The sequence below is a fragment of the Streptomyces sp. RG80 genome, assembly GCF_040446465.1.
Classification (GTDB): domain Bacteria; phylum Actinomycetota; class Actinomycetes; order Streptomycetales; family Streptomycetaceae; genus Streptomyces.
Map to the genome: position 1 here is coordinate 289,113 of NZ_JBEAAJ010000012.1, position 18,919 is coordinate 308,031.

General features: G+C 72.5%; 13 protein-coding genes and 1 pseudogene. 9 read left to right on the forward strand and 5 right to left on the reverse strand.

Annotated elements, in window-relative coordinates:
• Window positions 1–125 precede the first annotated feature (125 nt).
• Window positions 126–317, forward strand: coding sequence for a hypothetical protein (locus tag ABKA17_RS37745; protein ID WP_059192144.1), 192 nt, complete (start codon window positions 126–128; stop codon window positions 315–317).
• Window positions 318–432: 115 nt separating this feature from the next.
• Here ABKA17_RS37745 and ABKA17_RS37750 read toward each other — a convergent pair whose 3' ends face one another.
• The 4 genes from ABKA17_RS37750 to ABKA17_RS37765 form a co-directional block, all read right to left on the reverse strand.
• Window positions 433–1,035 (reverse strand): LPXTG cell wall anchor domain-containing protein, encoded by a 603-nt coding sequence (locus ABKA17_RS37750; RefSeq protein WP_353696885.1) that lies wholly within the window; start codon window positions 1,033–1,035, stop codon window positions 433–435.
• A gap of 299 nt (window positions 1,036–1,334) precedes the next feature.
• Window positions 1,335–2,438 (reverse strand): peptide chain release factor 2, encoded by a 1,104-nt coding sequence (prfB, locus tag ABKA17_RS37755; protein ID WP_353696886.1) that lies wholly within the window; start codon window positions 2,436–2,438, stop codon window positions 1,335–1,337.
• A gap of 208 nt (window positions 2,439–2,646) precedes the next feature.
• Window positions 2,647–3,885: a serine/threonine-protein kinase gene (locus ABKA17_RS37760; protein WP_353696887.1), complete on the reverse strand. Its 1,239-nt coding sequence runs from the start codon at window positions 3,883–3,885 to the stop codon at window positions 2,647–2,649.
• Window positions 3,886–4,005: 120 nt separating this feature from the next.
• Entirely contained in the window at window positions 4,006–5,682 is a 1,677-nt protein-coding gene (locus ABKA17_RS37765) for a serine/threonine-protein kinase (RefSeq protein ID WP_353696888.1), read from the reverse strand.
• 398 nt (window positions 5,683–6,080) lie between these two features.
• Between ABKA17_RS37765 and ABKA17_RS37770 the strand changes: the two genes are divergently transcribed.
• From ABKA17_RS37770 to ABKA17_RS37790, 5 genes are all read left to right on the forward strand, one after another.
• The gene (locus tag ABKA17_RS37770; RefSeq protein WP_353696926.1) at window positions 6,081–9,578 is read left to right on the forward strand and encodes an FHA domain-containing protein; all 3,498 of its coding nucleotides are present in this window, start codon (window positions 6,081–6,083) and stop codon (window positions 9,576–9,578) included.
• A 150-nt stretch (window positions 9,579–9,728) separates the two neighbouring features.
• Window positions 9,729–11,105: an ABC transporter substrate-binding protein gene (locus tag ABKA17_RS37775; protein WP_353696889.1), complete on the forward strand. Its 1,377-nt coding sequence runs from the start codon at window positions 9,729–9,731 to the stop codon at window positions 11,103–11,105.
• Window positions 11,106–11,108: 3 nt separating this feature from the next.
• Complete coding sequence (locus ABKA17_RS37780) at window positions 11,109–12,461, forward strand: carbohydrate ABC transporter permease (RefSeq protein ID WP_353696890.1); 1,353 nt, start codon at window positions 11,109–11,111, stop codon at window positions 12,459–12,461.
• Window positions 12,458–13,339 carry a carbohydrate ABC transporter permease gene (locus ABKA17_RS37785; RefSeq protein ID WP_353696891.1) on the forward strand — a complete coding sequence of 294 codons (882 nt, stop codon included), beginning with the start codon at window positions 12,458–12,460 and terminating at the stop codon, window positions 13,337–13,339. Before ABKA17_RS37780 ends, ABKA17_RS37785 begins: the two co-directional genes overlap by 4 nt.
• 155 nt (window positions 13,340–13,494) lie before the next feature.
• A complete protein-coding gene (locus tag ABKA17_RS37790) occupies window positions 13,495–15,771 on the forward strand; it encodes a bifunctional glycosyltransferase/CDP-glycerol:glycerophosphate glycerophosphotransferase (protein ID WP_353696892.1) in 2,277 nt (758 codons plus the stop codon).
• A 184-nt stretch (window positions 15,772–15,955) separates the two neighbouring features.
• Here ABKA17_RS37790 and ABKA17_RS37795 read toward each other — a convergent pair whose 3' ends face one another.
• Window positions 15,956–16,369: an organic hydroperoxide resistance protein gene (locus ABKA17_RS37795; protein WP_171148179.1), complete on the reverse strand. Its 414-nt coding sequence runs from the start codon at window positions 16,367–16,369 to the stop codon at window positions 15,956–15,958.
• Window positions 16,370–16,509: 140 nt separating this feature from the next.
• On the opposite strand from ABKA17_RS37795, the gene ABKA17_RS37800 reads away from it, so the two are divergent.
• The 3 genes and pseudogenes from ABKA17_RS37800 to galE all read left to right on the forward strand — a co-directional run bounded on the left by ABKA17_RS37800 (window position 16,510) and on the right by galE (window position 18,884).
• Window positions 16,510–16,977, forward strand: coding sequence for a MarR family winged helix-turn-helix transcriptional regulator (locus ABKA17_RS37800; protein ID WP_353696893.1), 468 nt, complete (start codon window positions 16,510–16,512; stop codon window positions 16,975–16,977).
• Window positions 16,978–17,118: 141 nt separating this feature from the next.
• Window positions 17,119–17,778: pseudogene (locus ABKA17_RS37805) on the forward strand (glycosyltransferase family 2 protein); the annotation flags it as partial.
• Between the two features lie 125 nt (window positions 17,779–17,903).
• A complete protein-coding gene (gene galE, locus ABKA17_RS37810) occupies window positions 17,904–18,884 on the forward strand; it encodes a UDP-glucose 4-epimerase GalE (RefSeq protein WP_353696895.1) in 981 nt (326 codons plus the stop codon).
• Window positions 18,885–18,919: the final 35 nt, after the last annotated feature.

The window sequence follows — 18,919 nt, forward strand, 5'->3', positions numbered from 1 at the left end:
CCTGCCCAGGGGGTCTCTCCGAGAGCGCTCGAGCCGTTTTCGGAGGAACCTGGCACAGTGGAGGGGGAACGTTCCGGACCCGGGGAGCGTTCTGTACAAGGAACCGGCACTAGGAGGGCGAGCGCATGACGTACGACCGGCTGGTGTGCGCGAACTGCGCCGCGCCCGTGAACGAGGGTCGTTGCCCCGTCTGCCGCGCGAACCGTGAGCGGCTCTCCCAGGAGAACCCGTTCGCCCAGCTCAACCCCATGACGCTGATCGCCCTGCTCGCGGTGCTGATCGCCGCGGTGGCCCTGCTGGCCCACCAGACCGCGTAGGAGACCGACCGCGCCGAAGAGCGCGTACGAGAACGCCCGAGGGGCCCGGAGCGGATGTCCGCTCGGGGCCCCTCGTCGTGCGACGCGCACACCCGGGGTGTGCGTGCGGCCACCGTCAGGCGGCGGCGCCGCCACGGCCGCCCACGAGGCGCGGCAGGACGCGGAAGCCGATACCGCCGGCGATCATCGTCGCGGCACCGATCAGCAGGAAGGTCGTCTCCGCGGCACCGGTCTCGGCGAGCTCGTCGCCGCCGCCCTGCGCCGAGGTGTCGGAGCCGGTGTCCGTGAGGGACGAGGAGCCCTGCTCCTGGGTGGAGGTGTTGGAGCCACCGTCGGTGTCGGTGTTGGAGCCGCCACCGTTGTTGTCACCGTCGTCGTTGCCGCCGCCGTTGTTGCCGTCGTCGGTCGGGTCCGAGGTGGGCTCGTCGCTCGGGTCCTCGGAGGGCTCCTCCGTGGGCTCGGTCGGCTCGGTGGTGGGCTCGTCGGTGATCGGCGGCTCCTCCGTCGGGAGGTCCGTCGGCAGGTCCGTCGGGAGGTCGGTGGGGACCGGGTCCTCCGTCGGTTCCGGCGCGGGCGACTCCTCGCCGCACAGGACACCGAGCAGGCAGTCGTCCGACTCCGCGGCGGAAGCGGCACCGGCGGCGGTGAGCGAGGCACCGGCCGCGATCACGGCACCGGCGGCTATCCGCGCGATCCGGATCCGCGTCTTCTTGGTCATAAGGTTGCTACCCCCAGTAGCTCATCGTCAGTGAGGCGGCGCTCGGGGCGGTGATCGACGGGGGTGGCGGTACTCAACTCTCCCCCGGTTCACATGCGCCCCAGAGATACGCATGCCGCGCTTTACCCTTCCCATTTTTCAAAGCAACGTCAAGGCCGTTGCGTACGCGATGTCCGGGTAAGGGTTCTTTGCCGGGGAATGGAGTCTGTGAGTGTGATGTAAAACCCAGACATCCGGGAACAGAAAAGGCAACTGTCGCCACGAGGGCGACAGTTGCCTTGTCGACAAATCTCTGTCGGTTACTTCTCCTGCTGCTTGCGCCAGCGAATTCCGGCCTCGAGGAAACCGTCGATCTCGCCGTCGAGAACGGACTGCGGATTTCCGACCTCGAACTCCGTGCGCAGGTCCTTGACCATCTGGTACGGGTGCAGGACGTACGAACGCATCTGGTTGCCCCAGGAGCTGCCGCCGTCCTTGAGGGCGTCCATCTTGGCCCGCTCCTCCTGGCGCTGCCGCTCCAGCAGCTTGGCCTGGAGCACGTTCATCGCCGTGGCCTTGTTCTGGATCTGCGAGCGCTCGTTCTGGCAGGAGACGACGATGCCGGTGGGCAGGTGGGTCAGCCGGACCGCGGAGTCCGTCGTGTTCACGCCCTGACCGCCGGGGCCCGAGGAACGGTAGACGTCGACGCGCAGCTCCGACTCGTCGATCTCGACGTGGTCGGTCTGCTCCACGACAGGCAGGATCTCCACACCCGCGAAGGAGGTCTGGCGGCGCCCCTGGTTGTCGAAGGGCGAGATCCGCACCAGCCGGTGGGTGCCCTGCTCGACGGAGAGGGTGCCGTAGGCGTACGGCACCTGCACGGCGAAGGTGGTCGACTTGATGCCGGCCTCTTCGGCGTACGACGTCTCGTAGATCTCGGTCTTGTAGCCGTGGCGCTCGGCCCAGCGCAGGTACATGCGCTGGAGCTGCTCGGCGAAGTCGGCGGCGTCCACGCCGCCAGCCTCGGCGCGGATGTTGACGAGCGCCTCACGGGCGTCGTACTCGCCGCTGAGCAGCGTCCGCACCTCCATCTCGTCCAGCGCCTTCTTCACGGCGACGAGTTCGGACTCCGCCTCGGCACGGGTGTCCGGGTCGTCCTCCTCCTCGGCCATCTCGAAGAGCACGGAGAGATCGTCGATCCGCCCGCGCAGCGCCTCGGCCTTCCTGACCTCGGCCTGGAGGTGGCTCAGCTTGCTGGTGATCTTCTGCGCTTCGTCCGGGTTGTCCCACAGGGACGGCGCGGCCGCCTGCTCCTCGAGCACGGCGATGTCTGCCCTCAGCTTGTCGAGGTCCAGAACGGCCTCGATCGACTCCATGGTCGAGGAGAGGGACTTGAGCTCTTCGGATACATCGACGACTGCCACGCCTCCAGCCTAACGGCTGTGGCAACCGACCCGTGCCGGGCCGCGGGGCGGGGCCTTTCGACGCAGTTCGGCACCTTTCAGCCCGTCCGGCGTTTGAGGACGAGGCCCCTTAAGGGCCGAAGGGGGGTCTGGGGGCGCAGCCCTCAGGGATGGGACGGGTAGGGGCGGCGGGGGCGAGAAGAGCCCGGCGGTCACCCCCACCCACCCGTCACGGAGAGGCCGGCGCCGAGTTCCCCGAGTCCGACGGCGTCCCGGGGTCGTCCCCCGACGTAGCCGCCCACGTACCCACCCCGGCCGCAGCCACCAGCACCACCGCCGCCGCACTCAGCACCAGCCGCCGCCTCCGCGTGGCCGCCCGATTCCGCGCAGACCCCGGCCGAGGCGCACCGGAGGCCCGCGGCACCCGCGCCGTCCCCCGCGCACCCCCCGCCAGCTCGTCCGGCGCCGGCACCCGCATCGACGTGTGCGTGTCCCGGTTGGAGTCGGCCGGCTTCGCCCCCGGCACCAGCGGCACCGCCCCCCGCCGTACCGGCGCCGCGGACGGCGGCTGCTCCGAGGGGGACTCGTACGGCTCCTCCTCCTCGTCCTCGGCGTCCGGCTCGTCCACGTCCAGCGGCGGCATCCCGGTGAGCATGGGGAGCAGCTCCCGCAGTCGCGCCCCCAGCTCCGAGGCGCGCAGCCGGGAGGCCGGGGCCTTGGCGAGGCACTGCACGAGGAGCTGCCAGAGCTCGTCGGGGATGCCGGGCAGCGGGGCCACGGTCTCGGTGACGTGCCGGCGCAGCACCGCGCCCGGGTGGCCGCCGCCGAAGGGCGTGAAGCCCGCCAGCAGCTCGTACAGGACCGTCGCCAGTGCGTAGATGTCCACGGCCGCGCGCGGGGGGAGCCCCTCCACGATCTCCGGGGCGAGGTAGTCCGGCGTACCGATGATCTTCGTGGCCCGGGTCCGGCGCGGGGTGTCGATGAGTTTGGCGACCCCGAAGTCCGTCAGCAGGGCGCGGTGCGAGCCGCCGGGCCCGAGCGGGCCCTGCATGTCCAGCAGGACGTTCTCCGGCTTGACGTCCCGGTGCACGACCCCGGCGGCGTGCGCGGCCGCGAGCCCGTCGGCGATGTCCGCGACGATGGCCACCGCGGCCTCGGGCGCGAGCCGCTTGTCCCGGTCGAGCCGGGTGCGCAGGTCGGTGCCGCGGACGAGGTCCATGACGAGTGCGAGGTCGTTGCCGTCCACGACCAGGTCGCGGACGGAGACGACGTTCGGGTGCTCGAGCCCGAGCAGTGCCGTGCGCTCCTGCACGAACCGCCCGACGAGCTCCTGGTCGGACGCGAGGTCCTCGCGCAGCAGCTTGACGGCGACGGGCCCCTCGGGCCCCTCGCCCAGCCACACCGTGCCGGCGCTGCCCCGCCCCAGGATCTGGTTGGCGGTGTACCGGCTGCCGATCTTCCGTGCCAAGGCTGCTCCTACAGACGCGTGTTGCCGATAAAACTACGCGTCCGACGAGCCCACCTTCACCGTGGAGGCCGAAATCACCCACCAGGTGTCGACAAATCTCCAGAGTCGCCGCGGGAACGGCTACTGCCCGGACGAACCGCCGCCCAGATCGCCGATCCACCCGGAGACCGTGCTGATCATGTCGCCGATCTGGTCCCAGTAGCTCTTGCCCGTGCCGATCCAGTCCTGGAGCGGGCTCAGCTCCCAGATCAGCCAGCCCGCGACGAAGAGGATGACGACCGTGAACAGGCACCCCTTGAGGCAGCCGAGTCCCGGGATCCGCATCGGGTTGGAGCTGCGCTGCCGCGGCTGCCGGGGCTCACGCTGGGGCTGCTGCGGTTGCTGGGGCGGCGCGTACCGCTGCGGCTGTGGCTGGGGCGGCGGAGGCGGGGCGTAGCGCTGCGGCTGCTGTTGCTGCTGCGGATGACCGCCGTAACCCTGCTGCGGCTGCTGGCCGCCGTAGCCCTGCTGGGGCTGCGGGCGCTGCTGGCGCTGCGGCGGCTGCTGCGGGCGCTGGACCTGCCGCTGGGGGCGGCGGCGCAGCGGGTCCTCATTGGGGTCGAGGTACTGGACCTGGGTCTGTTCGTTGCGGTCGCGGGCCGCGCGCAGCTGGTTCTGCCACGGGTGCGGGTCCTCGGGGCCGCCCTGTCCCTGCTGGCCCGGCTGGCCGGGCGGCACCGGCGGCAGCACGGCCGTCGGGTCGGCGGCGCCGCGGTTCGGGAGGACGGCGGTGGGGTCGGCGGCGCCCATGTGCGGCAGGACGTTGGTCGCGGCGTTCGGGTCGAACGCGCCCGCGCCGTGCGGCAGCACCTGGGTGGGGTCGGCGGAGCCCGGTACGGCCGCGGGGGCCGGGTCGGGCGCGAGGAGGGCCCCGACGTTCTCGGCGGCGGCGATCTGCGCGGAGTTCGCGTGCACGCCGACGCCCGCGGCGACGACCCGCAGGCCGCGCGCGAGGTTCTCGGCGCTGGGCCGGTCGTCCGGGTTCTTGCGCAGACAGCGCTCTATGACCGTCCACAGCGGCTCGGGAACCGTGGAGGGGCGGCGGGGTTCGGCGCTGAGGTGCTGGTGGAGGACTTCGAGTGCGGAGCCGCCGGAGAACGGCGGACGGCCGGTGACCAGTTCGTACAGCAGGATGCCGGCGCCGTAGATGTCGACGGCGGAGGTCTGCGGGCGGCCCTCGGCGGACTCGGGGGCGACGTACGCGGGCGTGCCGACGAACTCGTGGGTGCGGGTCAGGCCCGGGGAGTCGGCGAGGCGCGCGATGCCGAAGTCGGTGAGCAGCGGATGCATCTGGCCGCCGTCCTGCCGCAGCAGGACGTTGGCCGGCTTCAGGTCGCGGTGCACTACGCCGTCGGCGTGGCTGGCGGCGAGCGCGTCGGCGATCTGCGCGGTCATCAGGGCGGCGCCGACTGGGCTGAAGGGGCCGTTCTCGCGCAGGTAGCGGTGCAGGTCGGGGCCCTCGACGAGGTCCATGACCAGGGCGAGCAGATCACCCTCGACGACCAGGTCACGCACCCTGACGATGTTCGGATGGGTCAGCCGGAGCAGGACGGAGCGCTCCCGCAGGAACCGCATCACGATGTCGGGGTCGCTCGCGAGCTCCTCTTTGAGGACCTTGATCGCGACGGTCTCCCCGGGCTGGCCCTGGACGGCCGCCTCGGCGCCCGCGGCCTCCCGCTGCCGGGCGCGCCAGACGGTGCCCGTGGCGCCGCGTCCGAGCGGCTCCTCGAGGAAGTACTTGCTGCCTACCGGCCGCACGTCATGCGCTCCCTGCTTGCTTGCGTATGTTCCGACCCACTGTAGTGCCGCCTCCCGTAGGAGCGGCCTGTCGTCTTTCTGTGCGTCTTACGTACCGGTTCCCGTAGTTGTTCGAAGGAAAGACGCTCGACCCGGTCGGCTGGTTGCCGGAGTCGGACGTGACCGATCTCAAGTGATCGCCCGCGCGGTACTGGTCAGGCACTTTTGGGGGCAGAGCTGACCAATCAAGATCACTTGCCCTCGGGGGGCGGGCGCACTGTCAGTGGCAGGTGCGAGGATGCCTCCAGTACTGGCCGATGTGCTCGTGCGGCGGTGGGGGAAGTCCGCGGTGTGGGGGACCGTGGGGTGACTTCTGCCCCGTTTCGCGGGTGCCCGCGCAGAAGGGACCGCTGACGGCGATGCAGATCCGGCTGACCGTCGTAGACCCGCTGGCCCCGCCCGCGGAGGCGGCCCCCGGCCGTGCCGCGAGCTGCGACGTGCTGGTCACGGCACCCGCCGGCACGGCCCTCGCGGCGATAACGTCCGCGCTGGCCTCCGCGGTCTCCGGCGAGGGCACGCTCACCACCGGAACCGGACAGCCCGCGCTGTACGCCGGTGCCGAGCGCCTCGACGCCCAGCGCTGCACCCTCGGCGAGCCCCCGCTGACCGACGGCGCCGTGCTCTCCCTCGGCGCCCCCACCGACCCCGAGCCGCACCCCGAGGTGGACGACGCGCCCACCCGCCTCGACGTGGTCGCGGGCCCGGACGCGGGCGGGGTCCATCTGCTGCACGGCGGCCGCATCGAGATCGGCCGCTCCGCCGACGCCGACGTCCCGCTCGACGACCCGGACGTCTCCCGGCTGCACTGCGCGGTCACGGTCGCCGCCGACGGCCGGGTCTCGGTCGCCGACCTCGACTCCACCAACGGCACGGTCCTCGACGGCACGCGCGTGGGCACCCGCCCGGTCCGCTTCGCCCCGGGCGCCCTGCTCCGGATCGGCGAGTCCGCCCTCCGGCTGGCCCCGCCCGGCGGCCCCGGCACCCGCCTGCGCACGGCACCGGACGGCGAGGGGCACGTGCGCGTGCCGTCCCCGACGGAGCCCGGCACCGCCCCCCAGGGCCCTTCCGGACCGACCCGGCACGCGTACGGCACGGCGGACCTGACCCCCACCCCGGAACAGCCGGTGGTGCCGGTCCAGGGGCAGGCGCCCCGGATCGAGAGCAGGGGGGCGCGGCCGTACGAGACGCAGGGCGCCGTCTCCCGGCGCCGGGTGTCCGGTGTCGCGGGCGCCGCGGGGCAGGCTTCCGGCGCCGCCCGCGCGGGCGGCGGGGAGACCCACGCGGGGCGCCTCGGGGCGCTCGGATCCGGCGGTACGACGCCCTCCGCCGAGCCTGTCGGCCCCGGCACCCCACCGGACGTGGCCTCCGGCGGCCCGGCCGGCACCGACGAACACGCGCGCGCGGCGGACGCCACGGACGCCCCGGCGGGCAGCCGCCGCAAGGGCACACCGCTGCGGGGCACCGACATCCCGCAGGGCGTACGCAAGCGCGGCGGGCTCGGCGCCTGGGCGCGGCGGCTGACCGGCGGCCGGGGCGAGCAGAGCCCGGCGACCGAGAGCGACATGTACGACGACGAGGCTCCGCACCCGACCCCGGCGCCCGCGACCGTGGCCCTTCAGCAGCCGGAGACCTGGCCGGACCCGTCGGCGCTGCTGCTGACGGCGCTGGGCCCCGGCCCCCGGCTCTGGGAGCGCGGCCCGGACCACCCGGAGGCGCTCACGGTGCGGCTCGGCACGGCGGACCGGACGGCGCCCGACGGTTCGGGACTGCTGCCCGCGGTGCCGGTGACCGCCGATCTGCGCGAGGTGGGGGCGCTGGGGCTGGCGGGCCCGCGCGCGCGGCTGGCGGGGCTGGCCCGCGCGGTGGTGGCCCAGCTCGCCGCCCTGCACTCCCCCGACACCCTCGAGCTGGTCCTGCTCAGCGCGGACCGCTCCCGCCCGCTCGAGGAGCGCACCGCCGAATGGTCCTGGCTGGGCTGGCTCCCCCATCTGCGCCCGGGGCACGGCCAGGACTGCCGACTGCTGCTCGCCTACGACCGGGAGCAGGCGACGGCCCGCACGGAGGAGCTCCTGCGGCGGCTGGAGGAGACACCGCAGCCGACGGGGTCCGCCCTGGCACAGGCCCAGGCCGCGAACCAGGCCCGGCGCCCCTCCTGGGCGCGCGACGACGACGCCGGCGACAAGGCGCCCGCCTTCGAAGGGCCGTACACCGTCCTCCTCGTGGACGGTGACCCCGGTGGCGCCGATGTGCGTGAGGCCGTCGCGCGGCTGGCGCTGGAGGGGCCGCGGGCCGGGATACACGTGGTGTGTCTCGCCGAGACCCCGCCCGCTTCGCCCGCGTCGCCGGTGACGGAGACCTACGAGACGGCGTGCGCGGCGTCCCCGTCGTTCCGGGAGTGCGGCGCGGTCGCGCTGCTCAGCGGGGACGTGGCGACGGCGCTGCGGCTGATGCGGGTGGCGCGGGCCGGCACACCAGGCACCCCCGGCCCCGACGGGGCCCTGGCACCCGGCGGCGGCGAAGGCGGCACACCCGATCACCGTCGTTCCGACCATCACCCCGTCGCCGAGACCGCCGCGGGCCACACCACAGGCCCCGTCGGCCACGGCACCGTCGCCGCGGTGGACGCCGTCTCCCCCGCCTGGGCGGAGCGCTTCGCGCGGGCGCTGGCGCCGCTGCGTACGGACGGCGCCGGTGGCGAGCGGCAGGCGCGGGTGTCGGCGCCGTTGCCCCAGCTGGCGCGGTTGCTGGACGAGTTGGGGCTGGCGCGGGCCACCCCGGCGTCGCTGATGACCCGTTGGGCGGACGCGGCGGACGACACGGAGGCGCTCGGCGGACGGGCCTGGGCCGTGCTCGGCGCCGGGCCGCGCGGGCCGGTCTGCGCGGACCTCGTGGCCGACGGCCCGCACCTGCTGATCGAGGGCCCCGCGGGCAGCGGCCGCACGGAACTGCTGCGGGCGGTCGTCGCCTCGCTGGCCGCCGCCGAGCGACCCGACCGGCTGAGCATCGTCCTGATGGACGGCCGGGACAGCGTGGGCACGGGCGGCGGCGGTCACGGCGAGGGCCTGCGGGTCTGTACGGACGTACCGCATGTCACGACCCATCTCGCCGCCAACGACCCGGTGCGGATGCGGGAGTTCGCCCAGTCGCTGAGCGCCGAGCTGAAGCGCCGCGGTGAGCTGCTGGGCCGTTCCGACTTCGCCGAGTGGCACACCGGGCGGGAGCTGTCGGGCCGTATGGTCGCGCAGCGCGGCGCCTCCGGCGGGGCCGGTGACCTGGACGCCCCGCCCAGCTCCACGATCCGGCTGCGCCCCGGGGCGGCCCGTCAGCAGGCGGAGTCGGCACCGCCGCTGCCCCGTCTCGTGGTGGTCGTCGACGACCTGGACGCCCTGGTCTCTCCCGCGCTGGGCTCGCCCGGGCGGCCCTCGGCGGGCTCGGTGATGCGGGCGCTGGAGGCGGTGGCGCGGGAGGGCGAGCGGCTCGGCGTGCACCTGGTGGCCGCGGCGGCCTCCGGGGGGCGTACGGCGGAGTCGGAACCGGCTCGCCGGGCGGCGCTGCGGGTCACGCTGGACGCCCCGGCCCCCGGCCCGGACGAACCGGCGCCCGGCCGTGGCCGGCTGTCCTGGGCGGACGGCCGTACGACCGCCTTCCAGGGCGGCCGGGTGACGGGACGCATCCCGCGCACCGCGACCCTGCGTCCGACCGTGGTCGCCCTGGACTGGCACCGCATGGGCGACCCGCCGGCCCGCCGTCCCGTACGGGAGTTGGGCAACGGGCCGACGGACCTGGCGCTGCTGGCGAGCGCGCTGGAGCGGGCCGCGCGGGAGGTCGCGGCGACCGAGGTGCCGTCGCTGCTGTAAATGCGGCGAACGGGGGCTGTCCCGTTACGACGGGGTCACGATCCCCCGGTTGACACCGCACGCGGTCTTGCCGACCCCATGCCCCCGGCGTAGACCAGAGCCCACGGGACAGCGGTCGACGTTCGACGACGAACGAAGAACGGGGCAGTGATGCGCAGCACGAGCAGCACCTACCGGACACGCATGGCCACGGCGACAGCCGCCCTTCTCGCGGGAGCCCTCGCGCTCACCGCGTGCGGCGGCGATGACGACGACGGCGGAGGAGACGGGGGCGGAGGCGGCACGGAGACCGCCGGCACCTCTGTCACGCTCCCCAAGCTCGACGGCCAGACCCTGGAGGTCGCCGCCGTCTGGACCGGAGCCGAACAGGAGAACTTCACCAAGGTCCTCGACGAGTTCACCAAGCGCACCGGCGCCAAGGTCAAGTTCGTACCGACGGGCAACAACACCTCCACCTTCCTCGGCGCCAAGATCGACGGCGGTCAGCCTCCGGACGTGGCGTTCCTGCCGCAGGTCGGTGTGTTGCACCAGTTCGCGGAGAAGAACTGGCTCAAGCCCCTGGGTGCGGAAGCAAAGGCACAGTTGGACAAGAACTTCTCCCAGGGCTGGCGTGACCTCGGGGCGGTCGACGGGAAGCAGTACGGCGTCTACGCGAAGGCCGCCAACAAGTCCCTGATCTGGTACAACACCGCGGCCTTCGAAGCGGCCGGGATCACCGAGACGCCCAAGACGTGGAAGGAGTTCATCTCCACCGCGCAGACGCTGTCCGACGCCGGTTCGCCGGCCGTGTCGATCGGCGGCGCGGACGGCTGGACGCTCACCGACTGGTTCGAGAACGTCTATCTGTCCCAGGCGGGGCCGGAGAAGTACGACCAGCTGGCCAAGCACGAGATCAAGTGGACGGACCCCTCGGTCAAGCAGGCCCTCACCACGCTCGCCGAACTGTGGGGCAAGGACGAGCTGCTCGCGGGCGGCCGCAAGGGCGCGCTGGACACGGAGTTCCCGAAGTCGGTCACCCAGGCCTTCACCGGTGACACCCCGGCCGCGATGGTCTTCGAGGGCGACTTCGTGACCGCGAACATCAACGCCGACACCAAGGCGAAGGTGGGCACGGACGCCAAGGTCTTCCCGTTCCCGGCGGTGGGCAGCGACTCCCCCGTGGTCAGCGGCGGTGACGTGGCCGTGGCGCTGAAGGACAGCAAGGGCGCCCAGGCGCTGCTGACCTTCCTCGCCTCGACCGACGGGGCCGAGGTCTGGGCGGCGCAGGGCGGCATCCTCTCCCCCAACAAGGAGATGGACCAGAGCACCTACAAGGACGACGTGACCCGGCAGATCGCCAAGGCGCTCATCGACGCGGGCGACGACTTCCGGTTCGACATGTCCGACCAGGCTCCGGCGGCGTTCGGCGGCACGCAGGGCACCGGCGAGTGGAAGGACCTCCAGGACTTCCTCGCCGACCCGAGCGATGTGGCGGGCGCCCAGCGGAAGCTGGAGGCCAGCGCGGCCAAGGCCTACGGCGCCGGCTGACCGATGGCCTCCGTGGCGAACTCGACGGAGGGCGCCGGCGCCACGCCGACGCCCTCCGTCTCTCCGCGCGTGAGCGTGACGAGGACCCGGTTGTGGGTGGCGGTGCTGTTCCTGCTGCCCGCGCTGGTCCTTCTCGGCGCGCTCGTGGTCTACCCGATCGGGTACTCGGTCTGGCGCAGCCTCTACGACGCCGGCGGCTCGAACTTCGTGGGCCTGGACAACTACGGCGACATCTTCAGCAACGACGCCACGCTCACCGCCGTCAAGAACACCGCGATCTGGGTCGCGGTCGCCCCGGCCCTGGTCACCGCGCTGGGTCTGATCTTCGCGGTGCTGACCGAACGGGTGCGCTGGGGCACGGCGTTCAAGCTGCTCGTCTTCATGCCAATGGCGATCTCCATGCTCGCCGCCGGCATCATCTTCCGGTTGGTGTACTCGGCCGACCCGGACCAGGGGGTCGCCAACGCGGTGGTGACGAGCGTGCACGACACGTTCGTCGACTCCTCGGTCTATCCCAAGGCCCGGCCGAACGCGGCGGTGAGCGACCTCAAGGCCTCCGGCGACGGCTCGTTCACCTCGACCGGCACCGTGCGGGCGGGCACGCCGGCGCTGCTCCCGCTCGTCGGCATCGCGCCCAACAAGCTCCCCGGCAGCCCCGAGAACGCCAAGGCCGCGACCGGCGCCGGCGTCACCGGCACCGTCTGGCTGGACTTCAAGCTGGGCGGCGGCGGCACGAAGGGCCAGATCGACGCCGGCGAGAAGGCGCTGGAGGGCGTCAAGATCGAGGCCGTGAAGGACGGCGAGGTGGTCGCCTCCACCAAGAGCGGCGCCGACGGCACCTTCAATCTGCCCGGCGAGGCCGACGGGGCCCAACTGAGGCTGCCCGGCTCGAACTTCGCGGCGCCCTACAACGGCATCGACTGGCTCGGCCCGACCCTGATCACCCCGGCGATCATCGGCGCGTACGTCTGGATGTGGGCGGGGTTCGCGATGATCCTGATCGCGGCCGGCCTCGCCGGGGTGGACCGCAACCTCCTGGAGGCGGCCCGGGTCGACGGCGCCAACGAGTGGCAGGTGTTCAGGAAGATCACGGTGCCCATGCTGGCGCCGGTCCTGGTCGTCGTACTCGTCACGCTGATGATCAACGTGATGAAGATCTTCGACCTGGTCTACATCATCGCGCCACAGCCCAGTCAGGACGATGCCAACGTGCTGGCGCTGCAACTGTTCCAGTCGTCGTTCGGCGGCGGCGCGAGCTACGGCGTCGGCAGCGCGATCGGCGTCATCCTGCTGTTGCTGGTGCTGCCGGTGATGTGGGTCAACCTCCGTCGGCTGCGGAAGGAGCGTGAGCGGTGAGCGCTCTCGACACGACCGTGCGCGCCAAGCGCTCGCTCGCCGCCCGGGTGGCGAGCGGGGCGGCCGGCGGCGCGATGCGGATCTTCCTGATCGTCATCGCGCTGGTGTGGCTGGTGCCGACGTTCGGGCTGCTGGTCTCGTCGTTCCGCGACCCGACCGACATCGCCACCTCGGGCTGGTGGAAGGTGTTCAGCTCGCCGGGCCAACTGACCGCGAACAGCTACGAGACGATCCTCAAGAACGACGCGATCACCGACTCCCTGTTCAACACCGTCTGGATCACGGTCCCCGCGACCCTGCTGGTGGTGATCATCGGCGCGATGGCGGGATACGCCTTCGCGTGGATGGACTTCAAGGGCCGCGACTGGTGGTTCATGGTCGTGGTGGGGCTGCTCGTGGTGCCGGTGCAGATCGCGCTGATCCCGCTGACCTTCCTCTTCCGGGACATCGGGATCTTCGGTGACATCAGCGCCGTGATCCTCTTCCATGTCGCCTTCGGACTGCCGTTCGCGATCTTCCTGTTGCGCAACTTCTTCGCGGAGATCCCCCGTGAACTCCTGGAGGCGGCGCGCCTGGACGGGGCCGGCGAGGCCCGGCTGTTCCTGACGGTGGTGATGCCGCTGGCCGCGCCCGCGCTGGCCTCGCTGGGCATCTTCCAGTTCCTGTGGGTGTGGAACGACATGCTGGTGGCGCTGGTGTTCTCCAACTCCGAGTCGCAGCCGCTGACGGTCGCCCTGCAACAGCAGGTACGGCAGTTCGGCAGCAACATCGAGATCCTGGCGACCGGTGCCTTCATCTCGATGGTGATCCCGCTGGCCGTGTTCTTCGCGTTCCAGCGGCAGTTCGTGTCCGGGGTGATGGCGGGCGCGGTGAAGTAGCCCGTACGACAGCGCGATCGAAGGGGCGGGCCGCGACCGGTCCGCCCCTTCACGTTCGCGCGAAATCCCCCGTATGCCGCACACCACGTAACCAAGTCGCGTCGAGGGCAGTTCCCGGGCATGGCCTACCGCCCGCGCCGACTCTTGGATGTGCCTTGCCCAGGTTCACTGTCATCGTCCCCGCGTACAAGGTTCAGGCGTATCTGCACGAGTGCCTGGAATCGGTGCTCTCCCAGTCGTATCCGGATCTGGAGCTGATCGCCGTCGACGACTGCTCGCCGGACGCCTGCGGGGCGATCGTCGAGGAGTTCGCGGCCCGCGACCCGCGTGTCCGGCCGGTGCGCCTGGCCGAGAACCAGGGCCCGGGCGGCGCCCGCAACGCCGGTCTGGCGGCGGCGACCGGCGACTACCTGGTCTTCCTGGACGGCGACGACACCCTCACCCCGGACGCGCTGCGGGCGATCGCCGACCGGCTGAAGGAGACCGGCGACCCGGACGTCCTGGTCTACGACCACGCGCTCACCGACTGGACCGGCGAGGCGATCCGCGACGGCCTCGCCGCGCAGCTCACCGAGCAGGGCCCGGCACCGTTCCGCCTGGAGGACCGCCCGGGGCTGCTGCGGGTGACGACGGCGGCCTGGAACAAGGCGTACCGCCGGGAGTTCATGGCGGACGCGCGCTTCTCCTTCCCGCCCGGCTGGTACGAGGACACGCCCTGGACGTACCCGGCCCTGATGGCGGCGCAGACCCTCGCGACCCTGGACCGGGTGTGCGTCCACCACCGCAGGCGCCGCCAGGGCGACATCCTCGGCACCACCAGCCGCCGCCACTTCGACGTCTTCGACCAGTACGACAGGGTCTTCGCGTACGTCGACCAGCACCCCGAACTCGCCCGTTGGCGCCCGGCGTTGTTCCGCCGCATGATCGAGCATCTGTCGGCGGTGTTCACCGAGCGGCACCGGCTGCCGCGTGCCACCCGCGCCGAGTTCCTGCTCAAGTCCCGCGCCCACTACCGCCGTTACCGCACCCCGGGGCACCCCGTCCCGCTCCGCTCCCGGCTCCGCCACACCCTGGTCCGCCTGGGCCTGCACCGCACCTACCGGGCCCTGGAGTTGGCCAAGCGGCTGGGCCGGTGGACCACCCGCCGTACGACCCGACTCACCCGGGCCGTGCGCGCCGCGGCCCTCCGGCTCCACTACCGCATCCAGCGCCGCCTCCCGCTGCGCGAGGACCACGCCGTGTTCGCCGCGTACGGGAACCGCGGCCACAGCTGCAACCCGGGCGCCCTGGAGCAGGCGTTCCGCACCCACGCCCCGCACATCCGCACGGCGTGGATCGCCGACGCCGAGCACCACCACACGATCCCGACCGCGGCCCGCCGGCTGCGCCCCGGTTCGGCCGCCTACTGGACGGCGCTGGCCCGCTCCAAGTACCTGGTGAACAACACCGACTTCGACCGCCGTCTGGTCAAGCGCACCGGCCAGGTCCTCGTCCAGACCCAACACGGCACGCCCCTCAAGCACATGGGCCTGGACCTCCAGGAACGCCCGGCGGCCGCCCGCGACATGGACTTCACCGCCCTCCTCGACGGCGTCGACAAGTGGGACTACCTGCTGTCCGCCAACCGCCACACCACCCTGACCTGGGAGCGGGTCTACCCGGGCACGTACGCCACGCTGGAGTACGGCTACCCCCGCAACGACGTGTTCCAGCAGGCGACTTCGCAGGACGTGCGCCGGCTGCGCGAGTCGCTCGGCATCCCGGAGGGCACGGTCGCGATCCTGTACGCGCCCACCCACCGCGACTACCGCCGCACCCAGCGCCCCTCCCTCGACCTGGACCGCGTCCTGCGCCGCCTCGGCCCCCGCTTCGTCGTCCTGGCCCGCGCCCACCACGGCCACGGCGGCCCGCTCGCGACGAGCACCGGCCGGATCATCGACGTCAGCGACCACCCGAGCGTGGAGTCCCTGTGCCTCGCCTCGGACGCCCTGGTGACGGACTACTCGTCCCTGATGTTCGACTACGCGAACCTGGACCGGCCCATCGTGGTCCACGCCGACGACCGGGAAGCGTACGAGGCGGCCCGCGGCACCTACTTCGACCTGCGCGCCTTCCCGCCCGGCGCGGTCGCGCGCAGCGAGGACGAGCTGACCGACATCTTCGCCAGCGGCCACTGGCGCGGCTCCCGCTCCACCCAGCTGCGCTCGGCGTTCCGCGAGCGGTTCTGCCCCTACGACGACGGTCGCGCCGCCGAGCGGGTGGTACGCCGGGTGGTGCTGGGCGACACCGACCCCGCGCCGTTCCTGCCGCTCGCCGAGCGCTACCCCGTACCGTCCGCGGCGGCCGCCCTGGAGCAGCAGCCGGCCCTGGAGCGGCAGCCGAGCGTGGTCCCGCGGCCCGCGGCACCGCCGGTCGTCACCGAAACCGTCTAACACCGTTCCCACCCAGGGGAGTTCGCATGCCGTCCGCCAACACCTCGGGGCCCACCCCGACCCGGCCGCACACCTGGCGACCGTCGGGCCGCCCCGGTCGCTGACCCGCGCGGACGCCGAGACACGCGCGGCCGCCCGCACAGGTGCGGGCGGCCGAGGAGAGCGTCGCCGGGGCGGTCGGTGACTACTCGATGACGAGCTCGACCTCTATGTTGCCGCGGGTGGCGTTGGAGTAGGGGCAGACCTGGTGGGCGGTCTCGACGAGCTTGCGGCCGGTCTCCGCGTCCACGGTGTCGGGGAGCTCGACACGGAGCACGACGGAGAGGCCGAAGCCCTCGCCCTGCTTGTGGATGCTGACCTCGCCGGTGACGGAGGCGTCGCTGACGTCGACCTTGGCCTGGCGGCCGACGAGACCGAGGGCGCTGCCGAAACAGGCGGCGTAGCCGGCGGCGAACAGCTGCTCCGGGTTGGTGCCCTGACCGTTGCCGCCCAGCGCGGCCGGCGGGGCCAGCTGGAGGTCGATCTGGCCGTCGTTGCTGACGGCGCGACCGTCGCGGCCGTGGGTGGCGGTGGCGACAGCGGTGTAGAGCGCGCTCATGGGGTCCATCCCTCTCAGGAGAGTCAACGGGGGGGGGTGGCCGGCCCATTACATTCGGTCCGGGCCCTCTCACGACCACAAGTAGAGCACACAATTCAATTGCGCACAACTGAATGACGGACAAGCGCTACCCTGGAGACATGACGACGCCACCACCCGCCACCGACTGGCTCCGCCTGGACCAGCAGATCTGCTTCTCCCTGAACGCCGCCTCACGCGCCTTCGGCGGCGTCTACCGCGTGATCCTCAAGGACCTCGGGCTCACCTATCCGCAGTACCTGGTGATGCTGGTGCTGTGGGAACACGGCGACCTGCCCGTCAAGAAACTCGGCGAACACCTCCGCCTCGACTCCGGCACGCTCTCCCCGCTGCTCAAGCGCCTGGAGTCGGGCGGCCTGGTCCGTCGCGAGCGCAGCGTCCGTGACGAGCGGTCCGTGGAGGTCCGGCTCACCGAGGAGGGCGTCGCGCTGCGCGAGCGGGCGCTGGAGGTGCCGCGCCGGATCGTCGCGGCGACCAGCCTCGACGTGGACGGGATCCGCGAGCTGCGGGCCCGGCTGGACGAACTGACCTCGGCACTGGACTCGGCCCAGCTGGAGGAGCAGGCCTGAGGTGGCGGTGGCGCCGACGGTGTGGCGCCAGTGGTGAGGCGTGGCGCCCGCACGCGCGAGTGAACGGGAGTGAACCGGGGGCGGCTTCCGACCGTCTTCCGGGCCGAGCGCCACCCTCTGCGATTCCGGAACACGCCCTCCATGGACCCTCACACCCCCCAGGCCTGTGTCGTCGTGACCGGCTACGACAACGCCCCGCGCGTGAGAGCCACCGTGCGCTCGGTGCTCGCCCAGGGTGCCGCCGTCCGCGAGGTCCTGGTCGTGGACGACTGCTCGACGGACGGCAGCGGGGAGCGGCTGGCCCGCCTCACCTCCGTCGATCCACGCGTGCGCGTGCTGCGTCGCCGGTGGCACAGCGGCGGCCGCGGCAGCCCGCGCAACACCGGTCTCGACCGGGTGACATCGCCGTACGTGATGTTCCAGGACGGCGGCGACCTCCTGCTGCCGGGCGCACTGGACGCACTCCTGGGGGCGCGCTCGGAGATCGCGAGCGGGTTGTGCGCGCTTCCCGCCCGGCGCCCGCTCCTGGTCCACGACACCGCCTGCGGCAACAAGCTCTACCGCACCGACTTCCTGCGCACGAACGGCATCCGCTTCCCCGAGGGTCGCTTCCCCCACGAGGACGTCGTCTTCCACGCGCGCGTGCTGGCCGCGAGCCCCGACATCGTGCTCGTACGGACGCGGGTGTCCGTGCGGCGCACCCGGCAGCCCGCCGACGCGCGGGCGCTGACGGAGGCGTACCGGCTGGCGTACGACATCCTGCGGGCCGCCGGCCGGGAGGAGCTGGCGATGGCGGTGCGCGAGGCGCACGACACGCAATCGGCACCACACGTGACTCCGCACTCACGCAGAGTCGTCGAAGTTGTCCGCGACAGCCTCCGGCGCCTGCTTCACTGATAGCCGGACTGACGAGGGGACGGCCGCACATGACCTGGCTGATCACCGGCGGCGCCGGCTACATCGGGGCGCACGTCGTACGCGCGATGACCGACGCGGGCGAGCGCGCGGTGGTGTACGACGATCTGTCGACGGGGATCGCCGAGCGGGTACCGGAGGGGGTGCCGCTGGTCGTGGGCTCCACCCTGGACGCGGAGCGCGTGGCGCGCGCCCTCGCCGACCACGCCGTCACCGGGGTCGTGCATCTGGCGGCGAAGAAGCAGGTGGGCGAGTCGGTCGACCGGCCACTGCACTACTACCGGGAGAACGTGGAGGGCTTGCGCGTCCTCCTGGAACAGGTCACCGAGGCGGGCGTCGCCTCCTTCGTCTTCTCCTCCTCGGCGGCGGTGTACGGCATGCCGGACGTGGAGCTGGTCACGGAGGAGACACCGTGCGTGCCCATGTCGCCGTACGGCGAGACGAAGCTGGCCGGTGAGTGGCTGGTCCGCGCGACGGGCCGCGCGACGGGCCTGGCGACGGCATCGCTCCGCTACTTCAACGTGGCGGGCGCGGCGAGCCCCGAGCTCGCGGACACCGGCGTCTACAACCTGATCCCCATGGTCTTCGAGAAGCTCACGGAGAACGCGCCCCCGCGCATCTTCGGCGACGACTACGCCACCCCGGACGGCACCTGCGTCCGCGACTACATCCACGTGGTCGACCTCGCCGAGGCCCACGTGGCCACGGCCCGCGCCCTGCACGCCTCCCCCGGCCGCGACCTCACTCTCAACATCGGCCGCGGCGAGGGCGTTTCGGTACGCGAGATGATCGACCGCATCAACGCCGTGACCGGCCACGACCGCCCCCCGACCACCACCCCCCGCCGCCCCGGCGACCCCGCCCGGGTCGTCGCCTCCGCCGACCGCATCACCACCGAACTCGGCTGGAAGTCCAGACACGACGTCCAGGACATGATCACCTCGGCCTGGCAGGGCTGGGTACGCCTGCATCCGGAGGCGGCACGGGGGTAGGGCTTGGTGCGGGGGGGGGCAAGGCCCGGTGTGGG